At 47.4% G+C, this 20,539-nt stretch carries 26 protein-coding genes and 1 pseudogene; 10 read left to right on the forward strand and 17 right to left on the reverse strand.

What is annotated here, in order from left to right:
* Positions 1 to 789: pseudogene (locus tag DXZ20_RS35690) on the forward strand (hypothetical protein); the annotation flags it as partial.
* 523 nt (positions 790 to 1,312) lie between these two features.
* On the opposite strand, the gene DXZ20_RS35700 reads toward DXZ20_RS35690, so the two are convergent.
* The 6 genes from DXZ20_RS35700 to DXZ20_RS35725 form a co-directional block, all read right to left on the reverse strand.
* Positions 1,313 to 1,432, reverse strand: a complete 120-nt coding sequence (locus DXZ20_RS35700; protein WP_006518578.1) for a photosystem II reaction center protein J — start codon at positions 1,430 to 1,432, stop codon at positions 1,313 to 1,315.
* A gap of 83 nt (positions 1,433 to 1,515) precedes the next feature.
* Positions 1,516 to 1,635, reverse strand: a complete 120-nt coding sequence (gene psbL, locus DXZ20_RS35705) for a photosystem II reaction center protein PsbL (protein WP_006518579.1) — start codon at positions 1,633 to 1,635, stop codon at positions 1,516 to 1,518.
* Positions 1,636 to 1,644: 9 nt separating this feature from the next.
* Positions 1,645 to 1,779, reverse strand: coding sequence for a cytochrome b559 subunit beta (gene psbF, locus DXZ20_RS35710; protein ID WP_006518580.1), 135 nt, complete (start codon positions 1,777 to 1,779; stop codon positions 1,645 to 1,647).
* Positions 1,780 to 1,818: 39 nt separating this feature from the next.
* Positions 1,819 to 2,064 carry a cytochrome b559 subunit alpha gene (gene psbE, locus DXZ20_RS35715; protein WP_006518581.1) on the reverse strand — a complete coding sequence of 82 codons (246 nt, stop codon included), beginning with the start codon at positions 2,062 to 2,064 and terminating at the stop codon, positions 1,819 to 1,821.
* A 205-nt stretch (positions 2,065 to 2,269) separates the two neighbouring features.
* Positions 2,270 to 3,319: a photosynthesis system II assembly factor Ycf48 gene (locus DXZ20_RS35720; RefSeq protein ID WP_163669883.1), complete on the reverse strand. Its 1,050-nt coding sequence runs from the start codon at positions 3,317 to 3,319 to the stop codon at positions 2,270 to 2,272.
* An 84-nt stretch (positions 3,320 to 3,403) separates the two neighbouring features.
* A complete protein-coding gene (locus DXZ20_RS35725) occupies positions 3,404 to 3,805 on the reverse strand; it encodes a rubredoxin (RefSeq protein ID WP_250565161.1) in 402 nt (133 codons plus the stop codon).
* Between the two features lie 237 nt (positions 3,806 to 4,042).
* On the opposite strand from DXZ20_RS35725, the gene ndhC reads away from it, so the two are divergent.
* The 4 genes from ndhC (at position 4,043) to DXZ20_RS35745 (ending at position 6,634) form a co-directional block, all read left to right on the forward strand.
* Positions 4,043 to 4,405: a photosynthetic/respiratory NAD(P)H-quinone oxidoreductase subunit C gene (ndhC, locus tag DXZ20_RS35730; RefSeq protein WP_036019082.1), complete on the forward strand. Its 363-nt coding sequence runs from the start codon at positions 4,043 to 4,045 to the stop codon at positions 4,403 to 4,405.
* The gene (locus DXZ20_RS35735) at positions 4,396 to 5,139 is read left to right on the forward strand and encodes an NADH dehydrogenase subunit K (protein ID WP_250565162.1); all 744 of its coding nucleotides are present in this window, start codon (positions 4,396 to 4,398) and stop codon (positions 5,137 to 5,139) included. The genes ndhC and DXZ20_RS35735 overlap by 10 nt, the downstream gene beginning before the upstream one ends.
* The gene (locus tag DXZ20_RS35740; RefSeq protein ID WP_163669885.1) at positions 5,132 to 5,659 is read left to right on the forward strand and encodes an NAD(P)H-quinone oxidoreductase subunit J; all 528 of its coding nucleotides are present in this window, start codon (positions 5,132 to 5,134) and stop codon (positions 5,657 to 5,659) included. Before DXZ20_RS35735 ends, DXZ20_RS35740 begins: the two co-directional genes overlap by 8 nt.
* 150 nt (positions 5,660 to 5,809) lie before the next feature.
* Positions 5,810 to 6,634, forward strand: a complete 825-nt coding sequence (locus DXZ20_RS35745) for a Stf0 family sulfotransferase (protein ID WP_163669888.1) — start codon at positions 5,810 to 5,812, stop codon at positions 6,632 to 6,634.
* 1 nt (position 6,635) lies between these two features.
* Here DXZ20_RS35745 and DXZ20_RS35750 read toward each other — a convergent pair whose 3' ends face one another.
* On the reverse strand, positions 6,636 to 7,289 hold the full coding sequence (locus DXZ20_RS35750) for a Fe2+-dependent dioxygenase (RefSeq protein ID WP_163703215.1): 654 nt from the start codon (positions 7,287 to 7,289) through the stop codon (positions 6,636 to 6,638).
* A gap of 157 nt (positions 7,290 to 7,446) precedes the next feature.
* Positions 7,447 to 8,514 (reverse strand): Fe(3+) ABC transporter substrate-binding protein, encoded by a 1,068-nt coding sequence (locus DXZ20_RS35755; RefSeq protein WP_163669891.1) that lies wholly within the window; start codon positions 8,512 to 8,514, stop codon positions 7,447 to 7,449.
* Positions 8,515 to 8,842: 328 nt separating this feature from the next.
* Between DXZ20_RS35755 and DXZ20_RS35760 the strand changes: the two genes are divergently transcribed.
* On the forward strand, positions 8,843 to 9,298 hold the full coding sequence (locus DXZ20_RS35760; protein WP_006518590.1) for a Fur family transcriptional regulator: 456 nt from the start codon (positions 8,843 to 8,845) through the stop codon (positions 9,296 to 9,298).
* A 54-nt stretch (positions 9,299 to 9,352) separates the two neighbouring features.
* On the opposite strand, the gene DXZ20_RS35765 is transcribed toward DXZ20_RS35760, so the two are convergent.
* The gene (locus DXZ20_RS35765) at positions 9,353 to 9,814 is read right to left on the reverse strand and encodes a pentapeptide repeat-containing protein (RefSeq protein WP_163669893.1); all 462 of its coding nucleotides are present in this window, start codon (positions 9,812 to 9,814) and stop codon (positions 9,353 to 9,355) included.
* Between the two features lie 495 nt (positions 9,815 to 10,309).
* A complete protein-coding gene (locus DXZ20_RS35770; RefSeq protein WP_163669895.1) occupies positions 10,310 to 10,633 on the reverse strand; it encodes a hypothetical protein in 324 nt (107 codons plus the stop codon).
* A gap of 122 nt (positions 10,634 to 10,755) precedes the next feature.
* On the opposite strand from DXZ20_RS35770, the gene hpxO reads away from it, so the two are divergent.
* The 4 genes from hpxO to DXZ20_RS35790 are packed head-to-tail and all read left to right on the forward strand — an operon-like array spanning position 10,756 to position 13,368.
* Positions 10,756 to 11,916: an FAD-dependent urate hydroxylase HpxO gene (gene hpxO, locus DXZ20_RS35775; protein WP_163703216.1), complete on the forward strand. Its 1,161-nt coding sequence runs from the start codon at positions 10,756 to 10,758 to the stop codon at positions 11,914 to 11,916.
* 39 nt (positions 11,917 to 11,955) lie between these two features.
* Positions 11,956 to 12,318, forward strand: coding sequence for a hydroxyisourate hydrolase (gene uraH / locus DXZ20_RS35780; protein WP_163669911.1), 363 nt, complete (start codon positions 11,956 to 11,958; stop codon positions 12,316 to 12,318).
* 2 nt (positions 12,319 to 12,320) lie between these two features.
* On the forward strand, positions 12,321 to 12,818 hold the full coding sequence (gene uraD, locus DXZ20_RS35785) for a 2-oxo-4-hydroxy-4-carboxy-5-ureidoimidazoline decarboxylase (RefSeq protein ID WP_163703217.1): 498 nt from the start codon (positions 12,321 to 12,323) through the stop codon (positions 12,816 to 12,818).
* Between the two features lie 19 nt (positions 12,819 to 12,837).
* Positions 12,838 to 13,368, forward strand: a complete 531-nt coding sequence (locus tag DXZ20_RS35790) for a serine/threonine protein kinase (protein WP_163703218.1) — start codon at positions 12,838 to 12,840, stop codon at positions 13,366 to 13,368.
* A 110-nt stretch (positions 13,369 to 13,478) separates the two neighbouring features.
* On the opposite strand, the gene DXZ20_RS35795 is transcribed toward DXZ20_RS35790, so the two are convergent.
* From DXZ20_RS35795 to DXZ20_RS35825, 7 genes are all read right to left on the reverse strand, one after another.
* Entirely contained in the window at positions 13,479 to 14,519 is a 1,041-nt protein-coding gene (locus DXZ20_RS35795; protein WP_163696094.1) for an IS5 family transposase, read from the reverse strand.
* A 154-nt stretch (positions 14,520 to 14,673) separates the two neighbouring features.
* The gene (locus DXZ20_RS35800; protein WP_163703717.1) at positions 14,674 to 15,123 is read right to left on the reverse strand and encodes a GNAT family N-acetyltransferase; all 450 of its coding nucleotides are present in this window, start codon (positions 15,121 to 15,123) and stop codon (positions 14,674 to 14,676) included.
* A gap of 154 nt (positions 15,124 to 15,277) precedes the next feature.
* Positions 15,278 to 15,607: a hypothetical protein gene (locus tag DXZ20_RS35805; RefSeq protein WP_163703219.1), complete on the reverse strand. Its 330-nt coding sequence runs from the start codon at positions 15,605 to 15,607 to the stop codon at positions 15,278 to 15,280.
* A gap of 32 nt (positions 15,608 to 15,639) precedes the next feature.
* Positions 15,640 to 16,158: a GNAT family N-acetyltransferase gene (locus DXZ20_RS35810; RefSeq protein ID WP_250566043.1), complete on the reverse strand. Its 519-nt coding sequence runs from the start codon at positions 16,156 to 16,158 to the stop codon at positions 15,640 to 15,642.
* Between the two features lie 891 nt (positions 16,159 to 17,049).
* A complete protein-coding gene (crtI, locus tag DXZ20_RS35815; protein WP_163667360.1) occupies positions 17,050 to 18,696 on the reverse strand; it encodes a phytoene desaturase family protein in 1,647 nt (548 codons plus the stop codon).
* A gap of 69 nt (positions 18,697 to 18,765) precedes the next feature.
* Entirely contained in the window at positions 18,766 to 19,614 is an 849-nt protein-coding gene (locus DXZ20_RS35820) for a GNAT family N-acetyltransferase (protein WP_163703221.1), read from the reverse strand.
* A 99-nt stretch (positions 19,615 to 19,713) separates the two neighbouring features.
* Complete coding sequence (locus tag DXZ20_RS35825) at positions 19,714 to 20,220, reverse strand: DUF1499 domain-containing protein (RefSeq protein ID WP_163703222.1); 507 nt, start codon at positions 20,218 to 20,220, stop codon at positions 19,714 to 19,716.
* Positions 20,221 to 20,539: the final 319 nt, after the last annotated feature.

A 20,539-nucleotide genomic window follows, 5' to 3' on the forward strand; every position in this document is an offset into this window, starting at 1 on the left:
CGAGTATTTGGGCTCAGTAGCATTGAAGACGATGACTTAGACCTGGAAGTAGCCAATGCCGCTCTTAAGCAGGATGTTGCTCCAGCAGCAGTGGTGGTTAATCGCCCAACCCGTCTGCCTGAGCCAGACTCTGCTTCCAAAGAGTCCAAAGAGCCGCAGTGGGAGCCAGCCACTGACAGCATTGATCAGGCTTTTCAAAAGCTGCAATTACGGGAACGGTTCTGGAAAAAGCTTAACTTGCTAACTCAAGAGGGTTATCGTCAATCCCTGGAGGTCAAGCAGGCGCTACACCCCTCTGAAGCGCAACAACCATTAGAGGACAAGGGCAATCAACAGACACAGACAAATGAGTTTGTGGCGTATGACCCCCCGAAGCGTTCTCCATGGCCTGAGCAAAGAAAGGCGGCTCAAGAGGTAGATGATCCGATCCAAGTATTTCCGCCCATTTTGGACGTACCAGATCAAGAATTAATAGCTGGCGAATGGATGGCCATCAAAGTGCGTGTACCGGCTGGCGATTATCAGCCCTATGTCAAAGTGTGGATGAACGATTTACAAACGCGAACAATGATTGATTCGCCGCGTTTGCTGATGCAGTTTATCCCCAACGACTCCAATGAATTGGAAACCCTTATGCGGGTGCAGATTCCCCATGGTTGTTTAGAGCTACAGGTGGCTGCCATCTCAATTGACATGGCGACTTTGCAAGAAAGTCGCAAAGTCGTGCAAAATCGACGAGTTATGCCACCGGACGACTCCCTATCCATATTTGATGGTTGGGATATTTGATGGAATTTTTTAGGGGCGTTCCATGGAACACCCCTAAAAATGTGTACACATTCCATGCAAACTTTCTAAACAATTGACATATACCGCATCAAATCGCAGTAAATTAAGGGCTAGGTCCTAGACCCACCGTACAGTCAGAATGTGGAGTTTTCTCTTGGGAAAGCCCTAATCTTCTGGATGTGACAATGATTAATTCTTTAGAGCATTTGCTCACTATTGAGAGATAGGAGACTCGATATATGGATACATCCCTTTTGCCTCAGGTTATGGTCCCCATCGTTGCTATTCATGCATTTGCATTTATGATCGCGATGTTCCTCTATGTAGAGCAGGAAGAAACATCGGCATAGGTTGTCGATCTATCTGTGGAACTTTCTAATCACATGTAATCTGTGGTAAGACCACCAAAAGTATTGAATGAGAAAAACCCCTCAGGCTGAATAGCCTGAGGGGTTTTTCAACGCCTATTTTTTATAGCTTTGTGCACATTAGTTCACAACATTAGTGAGCGCTAGTAGGTTGGTTATACACCTGAACCCACGCCAGCATAGGCACCATAGAAAAACAAACCAACAACCACTAGCACACCAGTGCCAGCAACAGTTGCCACAATCCAAAGGGGAATTCGGCCATCCTTAAACATGCATTTATCTCCTAGTTATCGCCTACTCTCATGAAAAATGAGCGTAGACAGCCATAGTATTGGCCACCTACACCCGTTACCTTTTAGTTAAAGAAATAGCTGGAAAACAACAGGCCCAACACAAAGACTAGAAGCAAACCAAGGAACAATGATGTCCGGTTTAACTCAACGGGCTGTTTATTTGGATTCGGGATTCTATCCACGGTGATCTCCTATCGCTGAATAAATTGCATTGCAGCAATGGCACCCAGGAAGAAGACCGAGGGAATGCCAAGGGCATGAACGGAAAGCCAACGTACCGTAAAAATTGGGTAAACGATGGGCTCGTTAGGATTACTGCTGGTCATAAGGGGATTCCAATCTCAATTGACAATCAACAAAGGGGACTAATTACCAAACTGGGTAATTTGATTATCCGCATCGTAGCGGTTCTCAAGAATCGGTACTTGAACCTGATTGTTGGGGAAGTACTCGTTAGGACGAGGGGTGCCAAAAACGTCATAGGCAAGGCCAGTGGATACAAACAACCAGCCTGCAATAAATAGTGCAGGGATGGTGATGCTGTGGATAATCCAGTAGCGAATACTTGTAATGATGTCTGAAAAAGGCCGTTCTCCAGTATTACCTGCCATTGCACAATCTCCTCTTAACAGCGAATAGGCGTGACTAATATCCAAACTAGAACACAAAGTTTTCACTATCTGAAAACCAAAGTTCTATGGATGGAAAGTGTTTAGTAACATCATAGAGAACAGGGCATATCCCTATCAAGCAACGATTAAGGATTCCTTCACGTTTCCGCGCTCTTGATGTTTCTCCCATAACGAGCAAAACGTCCTAAGCCATAGCTTCTGGGGAATATCGCAGTAGATAACCACGCTGTCCCAAAATAAAGCCCTGATCCTGATTAAAGAACTTAACCCTATAAAGATTGGAAGGAACATCGCCAGCGGGCTCATCTTTAAGCCAGGTTTCGCCGCCGTCAGGACTCATCAGTAGGGTACCGCTACCACCACTTACCCATAGCTCATTATCGGTACGATAACCAACATCTAAGAACCCCCAGCTAGTACCGATCTCAGGTCGCAAAGGCTCGCTCCAGCTTTCGTATTTAACAGCATCCGGATCTTCGTCGGTCTGGCTAAATTGCATTTGGCCACCTCGAGCAATCAACCAAAGATCGCCGTCACTGGTAAAGCCCATATTTTGTAGGCGCTTAGAGTTCTCACGATTATGGGGCTGCCAGCTATCCTGGCCAGGTTCCCACGTGGAATAGAAATTGCCTCGAGACGAAACGGCTACGTAACGTCCGTCTTCACTACGAGCCATGTTACGAACCACACCCACTGCGGCTTGGACGAGGGCAGACCAGTGACGGCCGCTATCTTCAGTACGATAGATAGCACCTACATCCGTCGCCAGTTCCACAGCTCCTTTGGCTAGGGCCGTCACCATCAACGGGCTACCAGGAAGCTGATTGCTCAATGGCACGTTGGCCCAGGACTGACCGCCATCGGTTGTATGCAACAACACGCTGGGCAAACCTGAGACCCAGCCTTCATCACCGACAAAGCTAACAGAGGTAAATGTGTAGCGCTGATCGCCCAGGTCCAGTGTTCTTTGTCCCCAGGTCTCGCCACCGTCATTCGTTTCAAACAAAGAAGTCCGACTACCCACCAGCCAACCATGGCTAGCATCTGCGGTAAACGCGACATCGGAGAATGTGGCGTCGGTTTCCAGGGCAATCGTTTGCCAGGGATTACCTTCCAAAGCTGGCAGGAAGAACTTGGTACAGCCGACGCTAAGAACTGCGATCGCAACCAGCATTAGTCGCTTCAGCCCGATGGCCAATCGCTCATTGAAAAAGTCTGTTAAAACCGTTTGCATTTCTACGAAATCAAGACAAATAAACAAATTCAGGGATGAAAATCAGACTCAGCGCCCTGGCTGAACAAGCCTGTTTTTCAAAGCTTATTTAAGGCCGTACAAACTCATAAAGAACATGAACGCTACGGCCAAAGCTCCGAAAATCAAAATATTTTTCTGCCCAGGTGTCAGCGTGTTTACCCCCAATCCATATCCCAGATTTTCACTAAATCCTGACGGTTTACCTGCAGGGCCAATATTGGCAAACATCTTGGGGCGGGCACCGCACACCGGACAGCGCCACTTGATAGGCAGTTCATCAAAGGGCACTCCAGGCGGAATATCCGCTTTACCATCCCCCTTCACAGGCTCATAAACATAGCCACAAGGACGACATTCGTAGCGGTCTAACTCGTAAGGTGTCAGTGGTGCAGACGGTTCTTCAGTCTCAGGCACATCAGTCTCGGGCGCATCCACTATTGGATTAGCATCAGGCTCAGTACTCATGGGGGGGTCCGATAGCGTCATGTAAACAATTATTACACACTGAGTTGCGTCTCCTGACATATATAGGTATCAGGGCCATCATCATGCACCTATCTATAGAAACGTCCTATATAAATGTCTCGATTTTTTTATCGTCGGATCTCTTTATCACGATGGGATTAACCTACACAGCTGTCTAGAATAGAAGTAAGCTTATTGGGGGCAGTTAGCCCTCTACGAGAAAATCATAAAGCGCGCGTGTTTGTACTAACTGGATACGAATACTTCCTACTCTTTTTAATTATTTGCAGCCTGGTGCCAGTCTTGGCCCTGGGGGCAGCTAAGCTTCTCGGAGCCAGAGGTACGGGTGCGGCTCGACGCACCACCTATGAATCAGGTATGGAACCCATCGGTGGGGCCTGGATTCAGTTCAACATTCGTTACTACATGTTTGCCCTGGTCTTTGTCATTTTTGATGTAGAAACCGTTTTTCTATATCCCTGGGCAGTCGCCTTCCACAAGCTAGGTGTATTGGCATTTGTGGAAGCTCTGATTTTTATCGCTATCTTACTTATTGGTCTGGTTTACGCGTGGCGTAAAGGAGCATTGGAATGGTCATAAAGTCTCCCGCAGAGAGTTCCTTAATCAGTGACAATGAGCGGGTTATGAATCCGGCAGCCCCGCCAACTGTGACTCAGGATTTATCGGAAAATGTCATTCTCACCACTGTGGATGACATTTATAACTGGACACGTTTGTCCAGCTTATTTCCGTTGCTCTATGGCACAGCCTGCTGTTTTATTGAGTTTGCCGCCCTTTTAGGTTCTCGATTTGACTTTGACCGCTTTGGCTTGGCCCCTCGTTCCAGCCCGCGTCAGGCAGATCTGCTGATCACCGCTGGTACTGTCACCATGAAAATGGCTCCGGCGTTGGTGCGGCTCTATGAGCAAATGCCTGAGCCAAAGTACGTGATCGCCATGGGTGCATGCACTATTACTGGGGGTATGTTCAGTGTTGATTCTCCCTCAGCCGTGCGCGGTGTGGACAAGCTGATTCCCGTGGATGTTTATATCCCTGGTTGCCCACCTCGACCTGAAGCCATTTTTGATGCCGTAGTCAAATTGCGTAAGAAAGTGGCAAATGAGTCCATGCGTGAGCGGGGCATCCTAGAGCAGACCCATCGCTACTATACCCGTTCTCACAAGATGGAAGCGGTTGAACCCATTCTTACTGGCAAATATCTTCGTTCTGACAGTCGTGAGGCTCCCTCTAAGGAGCTAATGCAGTCCATGGGCATGCCTATGAACGTTGCTGAGTCGGAAAAATTAGGTGAGGAGAAGCAGACTAATGGCTGATGAAGAAATTAAGCCTGCCGCTGAAGCCGCAGGTGTGCTGGCTGAAGCTGGTCCTGTATCAAGCTGGCTAACGCAACAGGGGTTTGCCCATGAAATCATGGAGCGTGATCATTTAGGTGTGGAATTGCTTAAAGTTGAGTCTGCCTTTTTGATTCCCTTTTGCACGGCACTCTATGCCTATGGCTTTAACTATCTTCAGTGTCAGGGCGCTTACGATGCCGGCCCTGGTAAACCTTTAGTTAGTTTTTACCACCTTCTGAAGGTTAGTGATAATGCTGATGCCCCTGAGGAAGTACGCATTAAGGTCTACGTTCCACGGGATAATCCCAAGATTCCTTCGGTTTATTGGATCTGGAAAGCGGCTGACTGGCAAGAGCGTGAAAGCTATGACATGTACGGCATTATCTATGAGGGACATCCCAATCTAAAGCGATTGCTTATGCCTGAGGACTGGGTGGGTTGGCCCATGCGCAAAGACTACATTTCCCCAGACTTCTACGAGCTACAGGATGCCTATTAATTGCTTTGATAGTACTCTTTGGAGACCGAGCTTGGTAGCAAACCATAGATTTGCTATCAAGACATTTGGTCATTTAGGTAAGAGTTGAAGAGTACATCATGTTACTTGGGAGCTCTTGACTATTGGTAGGAACACTGATGGCTGGTTCCCATGTCGTTTAAGGATTCCATAGCGCCAGAGTTATTGCCAACTAAAAGTATCGTTATATGTTCTACAGGTAGATCTGGGAGTACTCTTCTGGGGCTTTCTCTGGGAGATACTGGCTATGCAGGTAAGCCCAGGGAATTTTTTAGGCCCGATGTATTGACTGCAAATGGTGTGCATTCGCATGTCAGTACGTTATATCCACACTTAGCCAACGTGTATGCTCAGGGAAAAACGCCAAACCAGGTATTTGGCGTCAAGTTACATTGGGACCATATGATCAATTTGATCAAAATTGTCCGCACAGATCCAGCCTTGCAGACAGGGTCAGATATTGAAATCCTTTCTACACTTTTCCCAAACCCTAGATTTATTTTTATTCGCCGTCAGAACCTCATTAAGCAGGCCATTTCTATGGAAATTGGTAAGCAAACAGGGGTGTATGTTGTGCGAAGCGAAGGTACCGACAAGGAACGCGCTAATAAAACGCACAAACTCTTCTTTAAACCCCTCAATATCTATCGCTACAAACAAGGTCTTGCAGGACGCAATCAGAAATGGCGGTCGTTTTTTCAACGCAATGATTTGCCCTTTTTGGAAGTGGTCTACGAGAGTTTAGTCGAAGATTTTGATGGCATCCTGCATCAGGTCATTGAATTTTCTGAAATTGAACTGCCTGAGGCAGGAGTTGAAATTACCAAAGCCACCAGTAAACAGGGCAATCGGATCAACGAACGCTGGCTCAAATATTATCAATTTATACCTGAAGGGCTTTTGGGATATTACTCGGCAATCAGAAGCTATGTGCGGAAAGTCCTGGTAAGCAGGTAAATTACTCTGCCCAACGTCTGAGCAGGTTTGACACGCTTTTAGATAGCAGATCAAACTCTGCTGTCTTTCCATGTTGGGCAAAAATTGATCGCCGCACCGTATCAATATCAAACAGGAGCTCACGCTCATCAGGGGCGCGTACCAGGCTTTGTACCCAACCCACCACCACCAAACGCTGCCCCTGGGTCACCTCATTTACCCGGTGCAGTGTGGACGAAGGATAGACAATTGCATGGCCCGCTGACAGCTTATAGTGCTGCTCGTCGTCAGCTCCTTCTATGACTAATTCTCCCCCTGCGTAATCAGTGGGGTCACTCAGAAACAGCGTAAAGGACACATCTGAACGGTACCCCCCCATCATGGCATTGTCTGCATGGGTACCATAGGACATACCAGGGCTGTAGCGACTAAATCGCAAACTGTGAACATGTTTGGGCCGAACCGCGACTTGAAATAAAGGATGACGGGTTAAGGCTGCCTTAACCGTTGCTTCTAGTGGTTGCCCGACACCAGGCTTGAGCTGTTGGTTGTGTTTTACTTGTTTGGCATACCAGCCAGCTGTGACTTTGCCATCCACAAATTCAGCCTTGGCTAAGGCTGTGTGGAGCTGGGTTAACTCATCCCCAGAGAGCACATCAGGAATTTGAAACAGCATTGTGCAGCAGCGTTGAGATATAGGCCAAATCTAGCCAGGCAGTTTAACGGGATTTCATCCCTGATCTAACGTGATAAGGCGGTGAACATCCCATGCAAGGCATTGATATCCCATGACTCACCGCCCGTCATCCCATGTTGACTCACTAAGCCGAGGCCTACTGCCAACCAGCTCGGTCAACTATTTTGACAACTTCGGGGTTGTTACGACCATAGGCAGAGACATTGACTTCATCTACCTTGAACTCGCCCAGTTCTGCCACAATAGGGTCCATGGTGATCCCTTCGACAACTGGATATTCATTATTGCTGCTGGCAAAGACTTCCTGTGCTTCAGAACCCACAAGAAACTCCAGGAATGCGATCGCATTCTCCTTATTTTCAGCCCCTGTCACGACACCTACGCCGCTAATATTCACATGGGTGCCCCGATCGTCTTGATTTGGGAAAAAGACAGCGGTCTTCGCGATCACATCCTGGCTCTCAGGCTCATCGGACTTAGCCAGTCGTGCCCAATAATAATGATTAGCAATAGCCACATCACATTGGCCCGCTGCCACCGCCTTGATCTGATTAACATCTCCACCATCGGGGTCCCGGGCAAAATTATTCACCAAGCCCTGGGCCCAAGCCTCCGTTTCCTCTGGGCCAATGGTTTCAATTAATGATCCCACCAGGGACTGATTGTAAATATTGCTAGAACTGCGCACACACACCCGTCCATTCCATGCAGGCTCCGCTAACGCCTCATAGGTTGACAGCTCAGCTGCATCTACTGTATCCACGTTGTAGATTAGGACCCGCGCCCGTTTTGTGAGGCCGTACCACAGTCCATCGGGATGGCGTAAATTCTCAGGGACTTTTTCATCTAATACAGCGGAGGATATTGGCTGAAAAATCCCTGCCTGCTCAGCGCGCCATAGTCGCCCTGCATCTACGGTGATAAATACATCAGCCGGGCTGGCATCACCCTCTACCGTAATCCGCTCAATTAGCTCATCCGACTTACCTTCGACCACATTGACCTCAATCCCTGTCTGCTCGGTAAAGCTGTCAAACAACTCATCATCCACTTCATAATGACGCGCGGAGTAGACATTGACGACGGCAGCCGCAGCCTCAGATGAAGGGGTATCAGACCCAGACGTCTCTTGCGCCTGATTACCACAGCTTGCGATCGCAAATGACATGAGTGCCATGCATAAGAAAACAGGTTTGTAGGACATAGCCAGCAGTTAATGCGAAAAGTTCCTAAATAATCATATTAGGGGAAAACTGACCTACTTGATAATTAAGAACATCCTTGGACGGTTTGTAGCTCAAAAAATTCCTTGCGCAGAGGTAAACATAAGTTGACGGAAGTTTCGCTACTAACCCACTGATATTCAACGAGTTAGCAAGTATTATCGCCATCCGGAGGCCATTACAGCCTCAATTATTCTTTTATAAACTTTTAGATATTATTTGCAATAGAGTAAAACTATTGCAAATAACTTGAGAGTTCGCTATATTCTCATTAAGCTCTTATTAATGACATCCTCCAGAGGAACGATTATGGTCTCCTACACTCCCGCAGCAATGAAAGCTGAGCTTCACGAACGGGGATGGCGCATGACTCCACAGCGGGAAACTATTCTAAATACATTCCAAAATATTGATAAGGGGCAACACCTTAGCGCAGAGGAGCTGTGTGAGCTACTCAAAGATGAGGGTGAGCCCATTAGCCTTTCCACTATTTATCGCAACCTTAAGCTTATGTCCCGCATGGGCATTTTACGCGAACTAGAGCTAGCGGAAGGGCAGAAGCGCTACGAAATCAACCAGCCCTCTCCCCATCACCACCATCACCTGATCTGTGTGCGGTGTAATAAAACTATTGAGTTTAAAAATGACTCCGTACTCAAAGCTGGAGCCAAAATGGCTGATAAATCAGGCTATCACTTGCTGGATTGTCAACTTCTGATTCACGCTGTATGCCCGGCTTGTCAGCGCTCAATCATGCCGGTTTAGGCTAAAAAATAGCAGGGCGACTTGCCCTGCTGCTTAGTACGCGCAACGCCAGCGCTACTTGCCCATAACGTCTTCTTCATAATCTTCATAGGGGCCACCAATGCTGATGGGGGTGCCCACCACTTCGGCATCCGCAATATCAATGTTCTCCAGCGATGCATTAGTGACATCGGTAAAGTAGAGGGCTGAGCCAGATAGGTTCGCGCCATCTAACGTTGCTGACTCAAAAACAGCATTGGTTAGAAAGGCGTTACTCAGGTTTGCGCCCTTCAGATTTGCCCCAGTTAGGTCAGCTCCTTCAAGATTGCTGTCTGACAAATTGACCCCCTGTAAATTAGCCCCTCGCAGATCTGCTCCAATTAGGTGGGAGGACTGCAAATCAGCCCCTGAGAGATCGCAGTCAGGGCAGATACCCGTCATGACCAAACGTTGCAGATCTTCTTCGGATGCTGCATGGCCTGGAAACGCCACAAAAATGGGTAAAGCTAGAGCCAATAACGCATTTCGCACTAACATAAGCAATCTCCTTAATAGGTCTAAACAATTCAGCCTTCGGAGAAACTGGGGGTCATTGAAATTGACACACTCAATGTGTTGGATTTTTCTCAGAACCCAGCTGTTTTAAGCAGCTTTTTGTGTATCTCGTATCGATCTTGACACAGCCTTTCGGTAATTGACTAGGATCTTAACAAGCAATAATTATTCGGTTTTCAGTACACATCCCCACAGTTGCATGAGCGTTGACTATGCTGATTTTCCAGAGTGTTAGCAGTGGATTTAAGTGACAATATTCTTTAACAATAACAGCATAAATTTGGTCTGTATTCGTGACAGTTTTGCTAGCGTCACCATCAATGTTATTTCGGAGAAATAGAGTCAAACAGATGGGGTAACGAGGTGGGATGGGAGAGGGATGTCTTTGCATCCTTCTTGGCATCTTTAATGTGGAGTTAACGATAGTTTACTCTGGATCTGCCCTTGTCGAATAGGCTACCCCATCGGCTCTAAAGTCTATAACCCCTGGGTATCTAAGGTTGTCATCTCGTTCAACAACTCCTTCATGAATTTTTCGGGATCCTTTAGATTTATTTCTGAAAGTGCAACCATTTCTTCTACACTGTAGCGATCATCGCTATCAACGACATCTGAAATCCAGGTGGAGATTGTTTCAGGATATTGTAGTAGCTCTTCAGCAAACTCTAACGGGCTTTTGCCTGAGTGTTTAGCATCCACTTTGGATGCTAAACATAATCCCAATAGTTTACCTAGTGTAGTTTCCGGGGTTGTACATAAGAGAAACGCCATTGTTTGAGTCAAAAGCTGTTCCTTCTGCATTAGAAAATCTCCTAGATTGACTATTATTTATGGATGATTTTGGGGTGTATATGTTCGCTGCGCGTAAACTATACCATGGAGGTTAAATTTCAAGTTGTGCGTAGCGATAAGGATAGTTCAGCATGAACAATCTAAAGGTGATTGTTGTTGGTGCAGGCATGGGGGGATTGACGGCTGGGATCTCACTGCGCCAGGTAGGCTACGACGTGGAGATCTATGACCGCGTTCGGCAACTACGACCGGCAGGAGCAGGCATTTCCCTTTGGTCCAATGGCATTAAAGTGCTAAATCGACTGGGTTTAGGGGCTGAAATTGCCCATATCGGTGGTTCTATGCAGCGCATGGCGTATTTCACCCAAGCTGGACAGACTCTGACCAATTTTAGCCTGACACCGCTGGTAGAAGCGATTGGTCAGTGCCCCTATCCTGTTGCCCGCACAGACTTGCAACAGATGTTGTTATCAGCCTTTGGTGTAGAGAATGTTCAGCTTAATTCTCAATGTGTCGGCATAGAACAATCGGATACAGACGCTACAGCTATTTTTGCGGATGGACGACGGGCAACGGGCGATCTTGTCGTTGCCGCCGATGGCACCCATTCTGTTCTTCGCAACTATGTGGTGGGGAAAACCATAGAGCGGCGCTATGCAGGCTATGTCAATTGGAACGGTCTGATACCTATCGCCCCTGAGCTGGCTCCGAGCCATAGCTGGGTGATTTATGTGGGTAACGGTCAGCGGGCCTCCATGATGCCTGTGGGTGATAATCGGTTTTACTTTTTCTTGGATGTGCCCTTACCCAAAGATGCTCAACCCCAAGCTGATATGCGAGCGGAATTAAACGATCACTTCGACGGTTGGGCGGCACCCGTTCAAACATTAATCCAGCATTTGAATCCAGAAAAGACCAATCGCATTCCCATTCATGATGTGGATCCGCTGCCACAGCTGGTAAAAGGGCGTGTGGCGTTATTGGGAGATGCGGCCCACAGTACGTCCCCTGACCTGGGGCAAGGGGGCTGTCAGGCGATCGAAGATGCTTGGGCTTTAACAACCCACTTGGTAACGACCAATATTAGTGTGGTAGATGCTCTGAAACGCTATGAAACTGAGAGGAAAGATCGGACAGCTGAGATTATCCTTAAAGCGCGGGAGCGGGCGGATATGATTCATGGCAACGTCGCGGCAAAGACTGAGCAGTGGTACGAGGAGTTGGCCCAGGAAGATGGCGGTAGGATTATGGGTGCGATCGCAAAAATCATCCAAAAAGGCCCGTTTCACTAGACCATTTCACTAGACCGTTTCACTAGACTGCAAATCACCATGGCAGGCAAACTTACAACCCATGTTCTCGATACAGCCCAAGGCTGCCCTGCTGTAGGCCTGACCATCGAACTCTGGTGGGTAGAAGGTCTACTCAAAGCAGAGCACCTGCTCAAAACGGTAACCACCAATGCCGATGGTCGCACCGATGCCCCTTTGCTAATGGACAATGAATTCACTATTGGCGTCTACGAACTACGATTTGCGGTTGGTGACTACTTCAAACAACAATCCGGAGAGCTACCAGACCCTCTTTTTCTGGACAACGTACCAATTCGGTTTGGGATTGCCGATGCCACAGCCCACTACCATGTCCCGCTACTCTGCTCTCCTTGGTCCTACAGCACCTATCGAGGCAGTTAGCGATGGGATATAGCATCATTGAGATTAACCACATGACTCAGCTGGCGTTTGTTCAAGTTTTTGGCAGCGTGTTTGAGGACACACCCAGCATTGCAGCCCAGACCTGGCATCATCGTCCGTTTCTGGATTTGGCTAGTCTCCACCAGGCCATGGTAACTCTGGTGGAACAGATGCCTGAAGCCGATCAGTTAACGCTGATTAGAGCCCATCCTGACTTAGGCAGTCGGGTGCAAATGGCCCCTGCCTCTGTGCAAGAACAAACCAGTGTGGGACTTGACCGCCTGAGCCCAGCTGAATATGGACGGTTTCAGCAATTGAATGCCACCTACCAAACAAAATTTGGCTTTCCCTTTATCATGGCAGTCAAAGGTCAGACCAAGGCGGCGATATTAATTGCATTTGCCAAACGTTTGAACCATACGACGGTCAGAGAAAAACAGCAGGCGATTTTGGAAATCGGAAAAATTGCTAGATTTCGCTTAGAAGACTTACTCAATTAGTTAGTTAGAGATAAAGAGGATGGCAGAGGCATCTCCACCAGCTTGGCTAGGAAAGTGCTTGAATAATCGCTATGAAATTCGCAAAGAGCTGGGTAAAGCTGTTGGACGTAGAACGTTACTGGCTGATGATACCCAAGCGCAATGTCCTGTCGTCATTAAAGTCATTACATTCGGTAACGATTTTGAATGGGCTAATTTACGTTTGTTTGAGCGAGAAGGGGAAGTTCTCAAATCGCTTAATCATGCTGGTATCCCTGGATATCTAGACTATTTTGAGATAGATTTGCCATCCGCCAAGGGATATGCGCTAGTGCAAAGCTACGTCCATGGACAATCACTACAAGAGCACCTGCAAACAGGACGGAGTTTTAGTGAGGCAGATGTCATCGACATTGCCCAGCGGCTATTGACTATTTTGCAATACCTCCATAGTCAAATGCCGCCAATTATTCACCGTGACCTGAAACCCAGTAATATTCTGCTCAGTGATCGTACTGGCCATAGTCAGGGGCAGCTCTATTTGGGGCACCTCTATTTATTGATTTTTTGAGGAATCGAGTCTCAAATAAGACTGTTATCCAGCCTTGTTTCTGGAAATCAGAATATGAAATAAACACCCCCCATGCATTGTGTCCGTTTTAGAGCTGAATATCCCATCCTTTAGGCAAATACTTCAGCCATGTCTTGTTTTTGCCAGAAGACATACCGCTTGAGATTGTAGGTCAAGTTTTTGAGGCCGAGCATGGTTTTGGCCCTGGCTAACCCAATGGTGCGAACAACTTTGCCCCCCATCTCATTGACCATCGACCCAAATACATGTTCAACCTTGGCCCGGGTTTTTGAACGCTCACGATTGTCCGCTATCTGCACCTCTGTTAGGGGGCGATTGCGATAGGCTCGTTCGTTAATATGGCTCTCAAAACCCATCATCTCTAACACGGTGACAATCGCTATCGAGAGATAGGCGCTATCGGCCCAAATCTCATCATCAGAATTGTCCGCATCTAGCAGTTGACCCAATACCTGAGAATCATGAACCGAGGCATCGGTGACCGTATACCGACGAATAAACCCATGCCCCGCATCCCGATTGATATGGTTTTTATACCCGTAATGAGACGTGCCATTCTTTTTGGTCCAACGAGCCTCCACATCCTTTTGGGATAGCTTATGAGGCTTGTCCTGCCAATCCTCAGGCACCTTGCCTGCTTTGACCTCGGCATTATCGTCTCGACTATTCCGTTGTTTAGGCACTGGCACTAAGGTGGCATCGACGATTTGACCACATTGGGCTTGGTAGCCCGTTGCCTTCAGATAGGCCCCAAACTGCTCAAATAGTCCTTCCACTAACTCGGCCTGGCGTAAGCGCTCCCGAAATGACCACACCGTTTTCGCGTCTGGCACCGCATCTTCCAGGCCCAGATGTAGAAATCGCATAAATGACAACCGGTCATTCACTTGGTATTCCAGCTCATCGTCACCAATGTTGTAGAGCTGTTGCAGGATTAACAACTTAAACATGAGGATGACATCTATCGGGCGACGACCTGCTTTACGCTTACGGGATTTGACATACACGCTTTCTAACAGCGGTCGAAACTCATCCCACGGAATCAGCTCGTCCAGGCAGGTCAACAGGTCTTTTTTTGATTCCAGCTTTTGATGACGGATCTCAAAATCCCAAAATCCTTGTTGTCCCATCAGAAGTCTCCCTGTCAACCCTAATCCGTAACCATGATCTCATATTGAGACTCTATTTTTGAATTAATCGAGGTGCCCTTAAAATAGTCGTTGCATTAGTGCATGCTTATAAATCTGAAACAACAGTATCATTCGGTATACGTAACCCTTACTCTTAACGACGTTTGATAAATTTCATCTCGCCTGCAAAGTCTCCATATTGTTCGACTGCGATGGGTGTCCAACCCAGGTGAAGATAAAAGCCATAAGCCCTCAAGTTGGGATTATTTCCAGTGACTAGCGAAATCTCATTAATGTTGCTGGACCATAACCAATCTTCAGCAGCTTGCATCAGCTGACGACCGGCACCCCGACCTTCAAAGCTGGGGCGTACAAACATGCCAAAAATATTTTTTTCTGTTTGATTGGCAATGGAGAAACCAATATCCTCACCATCTAGTTCAGCAATCCAGGCGCAGCAGTCGGTTTCAAGCATTTCTGCGATCGATGCTGGAGTAATACCTAGTTCAGCGATGTCTTCACGGGATTGATGATTTTCAATAACGCTGGTTCTGATTTCAAACAGCGTTTCAATATCTTGCCGCTGGGCAATTCGAATATTCATGGCGGATCTAAGCATAGTCTTATGGGTCAAAAAATATAGTGTTGCTGATCCTCGGGCAGCGTTAATCTGATCAATGCCAATGTAGGAAGATTCTGTCAGGTCAAGTTATTTCCTGGATCAGCAACGGTCAAGATACGAGGTCTTGTTAAGCATGTTAACGATTTACTTGTCTTTGTCTTAGCTCTGTTGTTCTGGGATGAGGTCGACGAAATGGAGCCAGGGCTAAGTGGATAAGCCACATAAGCGGAGTGCTGCCAGTCCAGCAGGCTAATAGGCCGATAATGCCTAACCACCATGGCCAGCTGATGTGCAGGGCAATCCCTATACCGATAAATAAGCCCACCATAAAATTTCCGGCATGGAAATTAATTGATGCACCCATATAGTCAGACGTGTGATACCTGGAGTTGAGCCAATATGCCCACACATTAGAACATAGGGTGATGCCTGCGATCGCAAACAACACAATTGTGACTGTGTTCATGATGATTTGACTATTTGCTTAGCTTGACCTAGTTAGGCTGCATAAAACTGCGTTTGTTCTTGGGGTAATTTTATGTGATTAGGCTTGAAGGATAGCTCCAGGCAGGTGCATGGATAGCCTGCATTGCTACCTTCAAATGTGTGGACTACCTGAAAGCCTTCGCTGGCGTAGAGCCTACGGGCACGGGTATTGCCACTCAAAACGACTGTCCAGGTTTGGGAGCCAGCGAGCTCTAACCCTAGCTGTAGAAGTTCTCTGCCAATGCCAATGCCGAAGTAATCTGGGTCTACATATAGCCAGGAAACTAAATTTTCGTCAATGCCGACAAAACCAACGACTTGGCCTTGAATGCAGGCAACAAATTTTTCTGAGCGATGAAAATTGTCGATATCTTCTGGGTCCTCTGCCAGGGGCAAAAAGCTATTGGCATCGCAAGAACCTTTTAGCTCATGGGGCCGAGCGCGATCATGGATGTCACATACAACTGACCAATCTTCATCGCAATAGGCTCGGAGTAAAATCGGGCTTTGTGGGATGAGTTGTGTAGACATAGACAGACACCTTGACTGCTGTCGCTTAAACAACAATCCCTTAAGTATGGATTTCGGATAAATCTCATACATGACCCATAGGGGGCCTTTATGTCAGGTGTAGTACAAACAGTCAGAGCAATGCTGGTAGTTGGCAGTCGTTTGTATCGTTGAGTCTGTTCAAGACTATGCTTGAAAAGCAACTGATAAAGGCCTTAATAGGACGATGCCGTTGTGATGGTTAAAGTTTAATGGCACTTAAAAAACAAGAATGAGAGCCAGTTTCTATGAAGATAAACTGGCTCTCATCACTATTTTGGTGCCCAGTTGACATTGCAGTTGTGGACAAGTTGATGTCGCTAGGGCTTTTCTCCCAGTTCATTCAGTAGCTTATATCTGAGCAATACATCAGACATACTAGTCTCAGACGCATTAGTTTTTAGCTTTTTCCTGGGCTCTTCTTTTTTGCCAAGGACGTCTTTGGAAAAGAGCAGAAAAACTGTAGCGAACACTATAATTGCGGGAAAAAGTGTCATGGGAACTCCTTGGTATAACGATCAACAAGATGGCCTAGGCTTGCCTAAGTCACCTCAACACATAAACTCCTCATACCTATCACTTGTAGGACTTGAATGATGATTAATGGACCAATCACCATCAAAGCGTTAATTATGTTCGCTTACCCAAGATAGTGGCTTGGTTTTTGAAAAGTAGGTAAAGACTCTTAGTTTTTCTTTACCTTTGCGATCGCATATCCTAAATGACAGACATAATCATGCTTAAAATTAAAGGCCAGCCGCTATTACAGCAAACTGGCCTCAGCTGATAAGTTGTGATCGGTTAAACCGTTAACACTGATCAAAAATTGTCATATCGGGGAAAAACAAGCCGTTCGTTTGTGTGAACAACCGCCTAAACGAGAGAAGCCTCTTTCCCTTCAGCAATACCCCCTACAATCTCAGGGGCAATGGCAAAGTCCTCTGCTACTAAGCGGGCTGTCATCTTTGCAGACATCATCACACTGGGTGTACCTGCACCAGGCTGTGTGCCTGCACCGACCATATATAGGTTAGCAATGTCCTCACTGCGGTTATGGGGTCTAAAGAATGCCGACTGTATCAATGTGGGCTCAGGGCCAAAGGCATTACCAATGTGGGCCTGTAGCGTAGTCTCAAAGTAGTCAGGTGTGATGTAGCTGCAATGGACTAGGCGCTCCTTGATGTTAGGCAAATATCCTCGTTCATCCATGAACGTCAACACATTGTCTTTTAGTTTTTCACCCATCTCATCCCAGTTGATGCCAGAGGCATTATTAGGAACAGGTACAAGAATGTAGGCTGCATGGTGTCCTTCGGGGGCTAGAGACGGATCTGTCAACGTCGGTAAGTGAACGTATTGAGAATAGTCTTTGGGCATAACCTTGCGACCAAAGATATCTTTTAACAGTTCTTCGTAGCGAGGGCCTAAGATAATGCTGTGGTGTCGCAGTTTGGTGTTCTCATTGCCATCGGCCTTAAAGCCCAGGTACAGTACAAATGCCGACATGGACTGTTGAGTCACTTTTACCCGTAGGTCGCTATTCCAGAAGCGATACTTGGGCTCAATCATCTTGCCGTAGGTGGTGGCCCAATCGGCATTGGAAACAACAGCATCAGCTGTCATGACGGTGCCATCAGCTAAGGTAATGCCTTTGACTACTTTCTTGCCGTTCTCTTTTGTGACATTAATTTTGTTGACCTTGGTGTTGTAAACAATCTTGCCACCCAGATCCTCAAACTTGTTGACAAAGCCACTGACCAAAGCACCGGTACCCCCCATGGCAAAGTGAATGCCCCAGGTGCTTTCAACAAAGTGGATCATGGCGTAGATGCCAGGTACTGAAAGGGGATTGCCGCCCACCAGCAACGGTTCAAAGCTGAAGACCTGGCGCAGTTTGTCACTCTTAAAGTACTTGCTAGTAAAGCTAAATAGAGTCCGTACAGCGTCTAGTTTCAGCAGTTCAGGCACTACCCGGAGCATGGAGCCGACGCTGCCAAAATGGGTATAGCCCAATTCCAAAAAACCCCGGTCAAAAACAGCTTTAGCTGCAGCGTGGAAACGTTGGTACCCTTCAAAGTCGCCGGGTTCACCCAGCTCTAGAATTTGTCGGCGAGTGTTCTCAGGGTCACTGTCGTAGTCAAAGAATGTGCCATCATCAAAGTAGATGCGGTAGAAGGGGAGTACAGGAACAATCTTGACGTAGCGACTGGTGTTGGGGCCACCGGAAATGCCGGACTTGATACGCTTGCTTTCATCGACAATTTCTGCCGGGAAGTCGTCCTGGGTTAGGGCTGCTTGATCACGCTCCAGAGAGAACAATTCTTCAATAAAGTGGGGCACTGTGATGACTGTGGGACCCATATCAAAGGTGAAACCATCTGCTTTACGCACGTAAGCGCGACCACCAGGGGCATCCAGCATTTCCACAATAGTGGTATCAAATCCTAAGCTTTGGAGGCGGATACCCATGGTAAGTCCACCAATTCCAGCTCCAATGACGATGGCCTGCTTGCGCCCCATAACCAACTCCCATCCCAATGTAACGAACACTTAATATTTCTAATATTGTAGCGTTCCAGGGCCGTAGCACTACCCCAACTCAAATGTAGTCACCCCAAAAATTCCGCTAAGCGGCAATTCTGGAGTTGTCTGGGTATACATCCGTGCGGTTTCAAATACGTAGTGCATGTTGTATCGCTTGGCTAGTGCGACTGCTGCACCATTGACTTCCGGTACATCTAAGTAAAATGAGTCCCCTGCTGGCACTTTGGCTATTAGGGCCTGAAAAATGCCATCGGCAACGTTTGCTGTGTCGGCAAATAAGGGGCCAATTTTGTATCCGCTGTGACAGAGGCGCAGAACGCCATAGCCTTTTAGGGTTTGTCCTTGCACCATGGCAACGGCGTGGCTGTTGGGTTGCGCGATCCAGCATGGGGTAAAGTGCGATCGCACCTCAGGAAAAAATCGTCCATCATATTCAATCACGGTTTCTACCGACAGATTTGCCAGCGGCACACAGCCCGAATCATCCGCTTGACCATTACCCACACCTGCGTAGCGAATATTCCGATACGCCAGGCTAAACCCAGACTTAACGTAGTTATCTTGCTGAGCAACTACGCCGTCTAGACCGACATTTCGTCCCTTTAAATATGCAAGTGCACTATGCCAAATGGCTAGCCCATACCCTTGCCCCCGAAATTCGGGCTTCACAATATAAAAGCCAATAAACCCAAAGGATTCACCATATTTAACGGCTGAAATTGAAGCGATGGGTGCTCCATCTAGAAATCCCATCAGAAACCCTGTGGGGTCGGCATTATAAAAGCAATCGGCATCGTGCAGGCCTGGATTCCAGCCTTCTGCCGCAGCCCAGTCAACGGCGAGGTCGAGCTCACCGCGAGTCATGGGTCGAATTTGGTAGATGGTTGAGGTCACGGTGTTTTGATAGTGATGAGGGGGAAATTTCAGGGATAAATAATTGCTGTCAGGGCTTTACTCAGAAGGCCAGCTTTCCTGACAGCAATAGCTCTGATACTAAGCCCCTAAACTCTGCAGCGCTAAACGAAACTGCTCCAAACGTCGACGGTTCACACCTAGATCTGACTCTCCTAACCGTGCCGCAGAGCGCATCGCAATGCTATTACCATCTTGCAGAAAGTAAAACTCAGCATCATCCACAAACCCCATCAGACGGCTGGTAAACTCCACCAAAATATAGTCATCAGTCTGTTCGATAATCTCAGTGCGGGGCTGATTGTTAATAATGGCCACCAGCTGATCGCGAACAGCGTCTTTGTCAGCCGTATACTCAATCGGTGCAATATAGTGCTCATCATCGCTGGCACTGCTGCTAACACAGTTAGGCGACGTAGGGCAGGCAATCAGTTGAGCATCATGAATGCCAATGTTAGTCGGCGGTGTGCCCGTAAATACACCCTGCAAGCCAGGTAAAACAGCTATAGGTGCAGCCACCGCAGGGGCACTGGTGAACACTAAGCAAACGGCAACTAACAGGGGAAGTAATACGCGAAATAATTGCATGGGGACTGGGTCTAAAAGTTCTGTAAGCTGCTATCAGTAAGGACTCATTTAAACCGAAAAATTCTGGTTAAGCCGGATGTCAGAATTCAGGAGTCAAAATCCAGCCCTTCGCTGACTTCTGATTCCTGGTTCCTGACTCCCCGCGCCGCCAAGATTTGTCAGTTTACTTTGATTCCCTTCAGCTCCTATTGATTGTAAGGGCGTTACCAAGTTAAGGAATGATTCTGTCGAGGATATCTAATGGGTGCCGTGCGGTACGACATCAACCCTATCTGGGGGCTAAGCCTATGGGTAAGCTGCGTTATTTATGGTTAGTGCT

It is taken from the genome of Adonisia turfae CCMR0081 (assembly GCF_011009555.1).
In the GTDB taxonomy this organism is placed as follows: domain Bacteria; phylum Cyanobacteriota; class Cyanobacteriia; order Phormidesmidales; family Phormidesmidaceae; genus Leptothoe; species Leptothoe turfae.